Raw genomic sequence first — 9,186 nt, 5'->3', positions numbered from 1 at the left:
GCCTCGGCCTGTCCGACGCCGTCTCGGGCGGCACGCTCCAGAGCCTCGTCGAGGTCCTCGCCGACGAGGACGCCCGCGCCGCCGGCGACCCGGCGGCCCTCGTGCCGGACGCCCGTGCCGCCCGACGCGTCCGCCGCCGGAGCCCCTTGGCGCTGCGCCCCCGGGTCGTGCACGGCCGGGTCCTGGGTCCGGTGGTCCCGGCCGCCTTCATCGACCCCCCGGTGCTCCACCGCACCGCGGCGCTGCTGGCCGCGGAGCGCGGCGTGCCCCACTCCCCCGCCGCCCTCGCGGAGGGCGTCGACATGGGCGCCGCCGGACGGCCCGGCGGCGCCCTCTCGCTGCTGGCGGCCGCTGCCTCCTCCGGCCTGCAGGCGGGCGTGCTGGCGCTCACCCGGCTGCCGGGGCCGGCGCGCCGGCGCCTCGCGGCCGCCCTCGGTCGCAGGCTGCCGGGGAGCGGCTCCGGCCCGCGCGGCGACGTGCTCGAGGGGTGGACGTGGAGCGTGCGCGCTGAGGCGCTCACGCGGTCGGGCGCGCGCGGGACGGCTCTCCTCGAGGGCACGGGGCACCCGGGGTACCTCGCGACGGCGCGCATGGTCGCCGAGGTGGGGCTCCTGCTGGCCCGCACGGCGGAGGACCCGCCACGCACCGGCCACCTCACGCCGGCGCTGGCGGTGGGCCTCGACGGCCTCCCGGAGCTCGCCCACGCCGGGCTGGTGCTGCGGGCGTAGCCGCCGGGATCCCGGGGTGTGACCCACGGCGCGGAGCTGGGGGGCGGGCGCACCGGCCGGGCGCACCACGCGGCTACGGTGCGTAGCGTGCGCATCCGGACGGCGACCGCCGAGGACTGGCCCGCGATCGAACCGGTCTTCCGCACCGTGGTCGGCGCCGGGGAGACGTACGCCTACCCCGACGACCTGACCTCCGAGGCGGCGCGGGACCTCTGGCTGGAGCAGCCGCCCGGATGGGCGCTGGTGGCCGTCGACGACGAGGGCCTGCTCGGGACGGCCAAGGCCGGCCCGAACCGGCCGGGCCGCGGGGCGCACGTCGGGACGGCGAGCTTCATGGTGGCGCCCGAGGCGTCCGGCCGCGGCGTGGGCCGTGCGCTCGGGGAGGCCGTGCTGGCGCGCCTGGCCGCCGAGGGCTACCGCGCCGTCCAGTTCAACGCCGTCGTCGAGACGAACACGCGGGCGGTGGCCCTGTGGCGCTCGCTCGGCTTCACCGTGGTGGGCACCGTGCCGGAGGCCTTCGACTCACGGACGCACGGCCTCGTCGGGCTGCACGTCATGCACCGCCCGCTCTGAGGACCCCTCCGCACCGGTGGGCGCTCACCCCTCCAGCGGGCGGCGCCGCAGGACGACGAGGGCCACGAGCGCGAGCAGGCCGACGACGACGCCGAGGACCTCGGCGGCCGTCGGCAGGTCGGTGGCGACGGCCAGCGCGCCCACCGCGACCACGGGCAGCGAGATGGCGACGTAGAGGACGACGAAGAGCGTCGAGACGACCTCGCCCGTGCGGCCCTCCGGGCTGGCGGCCCGCACCGAGGCGACGCCCGCGCGGAACGCCGTGCCGTGGCCGAGGCCCAGCAGCGTCGCCGCGACGACCACCAGCGGGAGGGCCTGGGCCGCGAGGCCGGCGACGAGCAGTGCCGCCCCGGCGGCGAGGCCGGCGCAGCCCGCGACGAGCGCGCGAGGTGCGGCGAGCCCGCCGGTGGCGACCTGCGCCACCGCCGAGGCGAGGAACGGCACGCCGACGAGGGCGTCCGCCACGACCCGGTCGCCCACCCCGAGCTGCTCGACGAGCAGCTGCGGCGCCACCGCGGTGAAGAGCCCGAAGACGGCGAAGCCGGCGAACCCCGCTGTGGCCGCGGGCACGAACGCCCGCCGGACCTCGACCGGGACGGTCGGGCGCAGCAGGTGCGGCCGCCAGGCCGAGACCGGAGCGGGGCCTCCGCCGTCGCGCCGCTGCGACCCGGCGGTCTCCGGCTGCCACCAGGTGACGAGGGCAGCGGGCACGAGCAGGAGGAGGTGCACGAGGTAGGGCGCGCGCAGGGGCGCCAGCGAGGCCTCGGCGACGAGGGCGGACAGGACCGGTCCGGCGCCGAGACCGAGCACGTTGACCGCGGTGGCGGCCGACGTCGCAGCCCGCGACCACCGCGGCGGGGCCAGCTCGACGACGGCGGTCGTCGCCGTGCCGGTGAAGACGCCCGCGGACAGCCCCGACAGCAGACGGCCCGCGAAGAGCAGGGGCAGGCCGTCGGCGAGCAGGAAGCACAGGGCGCTCAGCGCCGCCGCGGCGAGCCCGAGCAGCAGCAGCGGGCGCCGGCCCAGCCGGTCGGACAGCTCCCCGAGGACGACGAGCGCGGCGAGGACGCCGACGGCGTAGGACGCGAAGAGCGTGGTCTGCACCAGCGGGCCGAAGCCGAGCTGCTCCTGGTAGCGGCCGTACAGCGCCGTCGGCAGCGTGGCACCGGCCATGACGAGCGCGAACACGAGCGCCGCGGCCGCCAGCCGCACCACGCGCGCCCCGTCCGACCGGTCGCGGGCCGCGGCCCCGTCGTCGGTCCGCTGCCCGCCACCGCTCGTCACGGTCCCACCCTGGTGCACCCCGGCCGCCGTCACGACCGCGGTCCTCCGCGGCCGCCCGTCCCCGCGTCGGCGACCCGCCGACCGCAGCGCTGCTCGACGAGGCTCGCCCGCCCGCCGGCCTCACCGCGCCGGACGGCGGCGAGGACGCGGGCCGCCGCGAGCGCCGGCGGCTCGTGCTCCCAGACGCGGACGACCGTCCACCCGGCGCCCGCCAGCCCGGCATCGGTGTCGCGGTCGCGCGCGACGACGCTCGCGAGCTTGGCGCGCCACCACTCCCGGTTCGCCCGCGGCAGGTGGAGGTGCTGCGGGCAGGAGTGCCAGAAGCAGCCGTCGACGAGGACCGCGATCCCGGCCCCCCGCAGGAGGACGTCGACGCGGCGGCGGCGGTTCGTCCCGGCCGGGGTGACGTCCACGACGAACCGCAGCCCGAGGCGGTGCAGCTCGCGCCGCAGCGCCACCTCGCAGCGGGTGTCGCGTCGGCGGTTCGCCCGCATCGTGCGCCGGGCGGCGGGGCTCGACGGCGGGGGCGCCGCGGGCAGGCGCTGCGTGCGGTACCCGACCGCTCGTCCGCTCGCCTCCCCGCCCGGGGCCTCCCGTGCCACCGGCTGATCACAGCAGCGGCCACCGACAGCGCCAGGGCGTCGACGGACCGGCCCCGCCCGCCACGAGCAGCGACGGCGGCCGCCTCCGGACCCGACGCCGCCCCGGTCCCTGACGGGACCGGGGCGGCGTCGGGACGTCGGCTGCGGGACCTCAGCTGCAGCCGGAGGTGCTGCCGCAGCCCTCGCAGACGTAGCAGCTGCCGGCAGGACGCATCTTCGTGCCGCAGGTGAAGCACATCGGCGCGTCCGTCGCGGTGCCGAGGGACTCCATCAGCTCGCTCGAGGAGTGCACCTCGACGGGGGCCTTGCGCGCCGTCGCGGCGCCCGCCCCGGACTCGGCGACCTCGGTCGGCGCCGCGGCGACCGGCGCGGAGGACGCCACCGGACGGCCCGCGGGGGCCGTGTCGACCGACTGCGACACCGCGTCGAAGTCGTCCTGGTCGTCGCTGGCGCTCGGCGTGTACGAGCCCGTCTCGAGGTGGCGCGCACGCTCCTCGGCGGTGTGGATGCCGAGCGCCGAGCGCGTCTCGAAGGGCAGGTGGTCGAGCGCCAGGCGGCGGAACATGTAGTCCATGACCGACTGGCTCATGCGCACGTCCGGGTCGTCGGTGAGGCCCGCCGGCTCGAAGCGCATGTTGGTGAACTTCTCGACGTAGGTCTCGAGCGGGACGCCGTACTGCAGCGCCACCGAGATGGCGATGGAGAAGGCGTCCATGACGCCGGCCAGCGTGGAGCCCTGCTTGCCGAGCTTGAGGAAGACCTCGCCGAGCCCGCCGTCGGGGTAGGAGCCCGCCGTCAGGTAGCCCTCCGCGCCGCCGACCGCGAACGACGTGGTGATCGAGGGGCGCGACTTCGGCAGACGCGTGCGGGTCGGCCGGTACTCGACGACGGGGGTCGGGGCCTCGACCTGCTGGTCCTTCTTGGCCTCCTTGCCGTCGCCGAGGGGCTGGCCGACCTTGCAGTTGTCGCGGTACAGCGCGACGGCCTTGAGACCGAGCTTCCACGACTGGAAGTACGCGTCCTGGACCTCCTCGACGGTCGCCGTCTCCGGCAGGTTGACCGTCTTGGAGATGGCGCCGGAGAGGAACGGCTGGCAGGCGGCCATCATGCGGATGTGGCCCATGGGCCGGATGGCCCGGGCGCCGATCGCGCAGTCGAAGACCTCGTAGTGCTCAGGACGCAGCCCGGGGGCGTCGACGACGTGGCCGTGCTGGGCGATGTGCTCGACGATCGCCTCGACCGTCTCCTCGGCGTAGCCGAAGGCCCGCAGGGCGCGCGGGATCGTCTGGTTGACGATCTGCATGGAGCCGCCGCCGACGAGCTTCTTGAACTTCACGAGCGAGAAGTCGGGCTCGATGCCGGTGGTGTCGCAGTCCATCATGAAGCCGATGGTCCCCGTGGGGGCCAGGACGCTGGCCTGGCTGTTGCGCCAGCCGTTGGCCGCGCCGATCTCGTTGCCCTCGGCCCAGACGCGGGTGGCGAGGCGGTGCACGTCGGCGTCGGCGCTGTGGAGGGTGCGGATCTCGTCGTTGGCCGCGGCGTGCTTGCGCATGATCCGCTGGTGGCCCTCGGCGTTGCGGGCGTAGCCCTCGTACGCGCCGACGACGCCGGCCAGCTCGGCCGAGCGCTTGTACGCCGCGCCGGTCATGAGCGAGGTGATGGACGCCGCGAGCGAGCGCCCGCCCTCGGAGTCGTAGGCGAGGCCCGACGCCATGAGCAGCGCGCCGAGGTTGGCGAAGCCGATGCCGAGCTGGCGGAAGGCGCGGGTGGTCTCGCCGATGGCCTCGGTGGGGAAGTCGGCGAAGCAGATGGAGATGTCCATCGCCGTGATGACGAGCTCGACGGAGCGGGCGAAGCGCTCGGCGTCGAAGGACCCGTCCTGGCGGAGGAAGAAGAGCAGGTTGAGGCTGGCGAGGTTGCAGCTCGAGTTGTCGAGGTGCATGTACTCCGAGCAGGGGTTCGAGGCGTTGATGCGCCCCGACTCCGGCGTCGTGTGCCAGTCGTTGATGGTGTCGTCGTACTGCAGGCCCGGGTCGGCGCACTCCCACGCGGCCTTCGCGATCGAGGACCACAGCTCGCGGGCGTCGACCTCCTCGACGACCTCGCCCGTGGTGCGCGCCCGCAGGCCGAAGGACGTGCCGTCCTCGACGGCGCGCATGAACTCGTCGCTGACGCGCACCGAGTTGTTGGCGTTCTGGTACTGCACCGAGGTGATGTCCTCGCCGCCGAGGTCCATGTCGAACCCGGCGTCGCGCAGCGCGCGGATCTTGTCCTCCTCGCGCGCCTTCGTCTGGACGAACTCGGCGATGTCGGGGTGGTCGACGTCGAGGACCACCATCTTCGCCGCGCGCCGCGTGGCGCCGCCGGACTTGATGGTGCCGGCGGAGGCGTCCGCCCCGCGCATGAAGGACACCGGCCCGGACGCCGTGCCGCCCGAGCCCTGCAGCAGCTCCTTCGAGGAGCGGATCCGAGAGAGGTTGAGGCCGGCGCCGGAGCCGCCCTTGAAGATCATCCCCTCCTCGCGGTACCAGTTGAGGATCGAGTCCATCGAGTCGTCGACGGAGAGGATGAAGCAGGCCGAGACCTGCTGCGGGCTGGACGTGCCCACGTTGAACCACACGGGGCTGTTGAAGGAGAACACCTGGTGCAGCAGCATCCAGGTGAGCTCGTGCTCGAAGACCTCGGCGTCGGCCTCGCTGGCGAAGTAGCCGTTGTCGCGGCCGGCGCGCCCGTAGGTGAGCACCACCCGGTCGATGAGCTGGCGCAGCGACGTCTCCCGGGCGTCGCTGCCCACGGCGCCGCGGAAGTACTTCGTCGTCACGATGGTCGACGCGTTGGCGCTCCAGGACGCCGGGAACTCGACGCCCCGCTGCTCGAAGATCGTGGCGCCCGTCTTCCAGTTGGTCTGGACGACGTCGCGGCGCTCCCACTCCACCTCGTCGTAGGGGTGGCGACCGGCGGTCGTGAACAGCCGCTCGACCACCAGGCCCTTGCCCCGTCCTCCGCCCTTGCGGGCGGACCGGGGGCGCGGCGTCGTCTCGGTCATGGGTCCTTCTTCCGTCGCTCGTCCTGCCACCGCAGGGCGGTGGGCTCGTCCTCGGTGCTGGCGGCCGCGCGGGCGCGGCCCAGGTGGTGCGGTCTCGTGGGTCTGGTCCGGGGGGTCCGGTCCGGTGGGTCTGGGCGGGTGGGTCTGGTCTGGGGTGGGTCTGCGGCGGGGCGCGCTGGGGTCCTCGCAGGGCCGCCGGGCGGCCTCAGGTGGTCCGGCCGGCGGGCTCCTCCGCCCGGGCGCCCTCCGTGCTGGCGTCCCCCGTGCTGGCGTCCCCGCCGCTGGTGCCACCGCTGCCGGCGTCGCGCTCGGCGCGCAGCACGGCGATGGCCGCCGCGAAGTCCTCGAGCGTGTCGAAGGCCTGGTAGACGGAGGCGAAGCGCAGGTAGGCCACCTCGTCGAGGTCGCGCAGGGGCGCGAGGACCGCCACGCCGACGTCGTGGGCCTCGACCTCCGCGGCCCCGGCCGTGCGGATCGACTCCTCGACCTGCTGGGCCAGCAGCGCCAGCCGGTCCTCGGTGACGGGCCGTCCCTGGCAGGCCTTGCGCACGCCCGACAGCACCTTCTCGCGGCTGAAGGGCTCGGTGGTGCCCGAGCGCTTGACCACGGTGAGGCTGGCGGCCTCGATCGTCGTGAAGCGCCGCTGGCAGCTCGGGCACTGGCGACGGCGCCGGATCGCCGTGCCGTCGTCGGTCGCCCGCGAGTCGACGACGCGGGAGTCGGGGTGGCGGCAGAACGGGCAGTGCACGGCGACCCTCCCGTCTCGGCGCCCGGCCCCCGCCGACCCCCGTCGGGGCGCGGGCGCTCCTCCACAGCGTGTGGACGAGCTGTCCCCAGCGTCCACAACCTGTGGAGTAACGACAGCCGTGCAACTACTAGATGTTGGGGTGAACGCTAGGCCGGGGCCCACGCTTCCGCAAGCACCGGCGTGTCGTCGGGGCACCGCCCTCCCGGGCCGGGCGGCACACGCCGCAGGGCCCGGCCGCTCCGGCTGCGCCCCGTCCGTGCGGCGACCAGCCACCCGACCACCGGCCACCCGTCCACCGTGCACGCGACCACCGTGCACCCGACCACCGACAGCGCCGTCGGCGCCCGAGGAGGGCGCCGACGGCGTGAGCGGGACGAGTCGCGAGGTGTCCCGGGTCAGGCCGCGCCGGTGAGCCAGTCCTGCACCGGCCCGATGGTGAAGTACAGGAGGAAGGCCGCGGCGACGACCCACAGCAGGGGGTGCACCTCCCGCGCACGACCGCGCGCGACCGCGAGCAGGACGTAGGTGAGGAAGCCGGCGCCGATGCCCACGGTGATGGAGTAGCTGAAGGGCATGAGGACGATGGTGAGGAAGGCCGGGAGGGCGACGCCCGGGTCGTCCCACCGGATGCCGGTGACCTGGCTCATCATGAGGAAGCCGACCACCACGAGGGCGGGGCTGGCCGCCTCGTAGGGCACCAGCGAGACGAGCGGCGAGGCGACGACGGCGACCAGGAAGGCCGCCCCGGTCACCACGCTGGCGAGCCCGGTGCGGGCGCCGTCGCCGACGCCCGCGGCGGACTCGACGAAGCTCGTCGCGCTCGAGGCGCTCGCCGCCCCGCCGGCGACGGCGGCCAGGGAGTCGACGAGGAGGATCCGCTGGCTGCCCAGCGGGTTGCCCTCCTCGTCCAGCAGCCCGCCCTCCGCGCCGACCGCGACCATCGTCCCCATCGTGTCGAAGAAGTCGGCGACGACGAGGGTGAAGACGACGAGCACGGCCGTGACGGCGCCGACCGCGGCGAAGGCGCCGACGAGGCTCACCTGACCGAGGAGCCCGAGGTCGGGCCACGCCAGCCAGGCCGCCGGCGCCTCGGGCACGGTGAGCCCGAAGCCCGTGGGGTTGCTGCCGTCGGGCGCCTGCCCGCCGACGTCGAACACGGCCTGGACGACGAGGGCGAGGGCCGTCGCGACGACGACGCCGATGAGCAGCGCGCCACGGACCCCCCGGACGACGAGGACGACGGTGACGAGGAGCCCCACCACGAAGACCACGGTGGGCCAGCCCCGCAGCGACCCGCCGACCCCGAGCTCGAGCGGGGTCCCCCCGCCCACCGGAGCGCGGACGAAGCCGGCGTTGACGAGTCCGACGAGGGTGAGGAAGAGGCCGATGCCGACGCTGATGGCCGTCTTGAGCTGGCGCGGCACCGCCCGCAGCACGGCGCGGCGGAAGCCGGTGAGGACGAGGACGAGGATGACGAGCCCCTCGAGGACGACGAGGCCCATGGCCATGGGCCACGTCATGCCCGGCAGGCTCGCGACGCCGTAGGCGATGAAGGCGTTGAGGCCCAGCCCGGCGGCCAGGCCGAGGGGGAAGCGGCCGACGAGCCCCATGAGGATCGTCATGACCGCCGCCACGAGGGCGGTCACGGCGGCCACGGCCGGCAGGTCGGGTGCGTCGCCGCCCCCGAGGTAGGTGCCCGTCGAGTCCGGCACCGTCCCGATGATCAGCGGGTTCAGCACGACGATGTAGGCCATCGCCACGAAGGTCACGAGGCCGCCGCGGACCTCGCGGCCGATGGTCGAGCCCCGGGCCGTCACCCCGAAGAAGCGGTCGACCCGCCCCCCGGGCGGGACGCCGTCGGTCGTGGCGTGCGGGTCGGGGTCGGTGCGGCTCATGCGGCCTCCGCGGGACGAGCCGCGGGTGCGGCGCCGCCGCCGCCGCGGCGGAGCTGGCGCTGACGGCGCCACTCTGGCAGAGCGGGAGCCGCCACGGCGCCACCCGGGGGCGCCTCAGGCGGGGACGAGGATCCGGTCGCCCACGGCCAGCGCCACCGAGTCGAGGCCGTTGGCCTCCTTCAGGCGCAGCACGACGTCCCGGACGTCCTCGTCCGGCGCCGCCACCTCGTCGGCGATGGACCACAGGGTGTCGCCCGGCAGCACGACGACCTCGGCGGGGACCTCGGCCGCGGGCGCCGCCGCGACGACC

At 75.5% G+C, this 9,186-nt stretch carries 7 protein-coding genes and 1 pseudogene; 2 read left to right on the top strand and 6 right to left on the bottom strand.

The window, feature by feature from the left end:
* A pseudogene (locus HLB09_RS09185) lies at positions 1–728 on the top strand (hypothetical protein); the annotation flags it as partial.
* Between the two features lie 87 nt (positions 729–815).
* Positions 816–1,301, top strand: a complete 486-nt coding sequence (locus tag HLB09_RS09180) for a GNAT family N-acetyltransferase (protein WP_171203084.1) — start codon at positions 816–818, stop codon at positions 1,299–1,301.
* Positions 1,302–1,325: 24 nt separating this feature from the next.
* Here the strand turns inward: HLB09_RS09180 and HLB09_RS09175 are convergent, their stop codons facing one another.
* The 6 genes from HLB09_RS09175 to HLB09_RS09150 form a co-directional block, all read right to left on the bottom strand.
* Positions 1,326–2,585 carry an MFS transporter gene (locus tag HLB09_RS09175; RefSeq protein ID WP_212770815.1) on the bottom strand — a complete coding sequence of 420 codons (1,260 nt, stop codon included), beginning with the start codon at positions 2,583–2,585 and terminating at the stop codon, positions 1,326–1,328.
* A 29-nt stretch (positions 2,586–2,614) separates the two neighbouring features.
* A complete protein-coding gene (locus HLB09_RS09170; protein ID WP_171203085.1) occupies positions 2,615–3,079 on the bottom strand; it encodes a very short patch repair endonuclease in 465 nt (154 codons plus the stop codon).
* A 259-nt stretch (positions 3,080–3,338) separates the two neighbouring features.
* Positions 3,339–6,233 (bottom strand): vitamin B12-dependent ribonucleotide reductase, encoded by a 2,895-nt coding sequence (locus HLB09_RS09165; RefSeq protein ID WP_171203083.1) that lies wholly within the window; start codon positions 6,231–6,233, stop codon positions 3,339–3,341.
* A 205-nt stretch (positions 6,234–6,438) separates the two neighbouring features.
* Entirely contained in the window at positions 6,439–6,981 is a 543-nt protein-coding gene (gene nrdR / locus HLB09_RS19945) for a transcriptional regulator NrdR (RefSeq protein ID WP_171203082.1), read from the bottom strand.
* Between the two features lie 395 nt (positions 6,982–7,376).
* Positions 7,377–8,876 carry an NCS2 family permease gene (locus HLB09_RS09155; protein WP_171203081.1) on the bottom strand — a complete coding sequence of 500 codons (1,500 nt, stop codon included), beginning with the start codon at positions 8,874–8,876 and terminating at the stop codon, positions 7,377–7,379.
* A gap of 114 nt (positions 8,877–8,990) precedes the next feature.
* Positions 8,991–9,186: LysM peptidoglycan-binding domain-containing protein (locus HLB09_RS09150; RefSeq protein ID WP_171203080.1), on the bottom strand; the 196-nt coding region annotated here is incomplete at its 5' end.

The sequence above is a fragment of the Pseudokineococcus marinus genome (assembly GCF_013004605.1).
In the GTDB taxonomy this organism is placed as follows: domain Bacteria; phylum Actinomycetota; class Actinomycetes; order Actinomycetales; family Quadrisphaeraceae; genus Pseudokineococcus; species Pseudokineococcus marinus.
Note: the sequence above shows the minus strand (reverse complement) of the source record. Positions and strands in the feature narration are given on the sequence as shown.

Coding starts and splice junctions, on each gene's coding strand:
- HLB09_RS09170 (WP_171203085.1), bottom strand. CDS start 3,079: ATGCGGGCGAACCGCCGACGCGACACCCGCTGCGAGGTGGCGCTGCGG.
- HLB09_RS09165 (WP_171203083.1), bottom strand. CDS start 6,233: ATGACCGAGACGACGCCGCGCCCCCGGTCCGCCCGCAAGGGCGGAGGA.
- HLB09_RS09155 (WP_171203081.1), bottom strand. CDS start 8,876: ATGAGCCGCACCGACCCCGACCCGCACGCCACGACCGACGGCGTCCCG.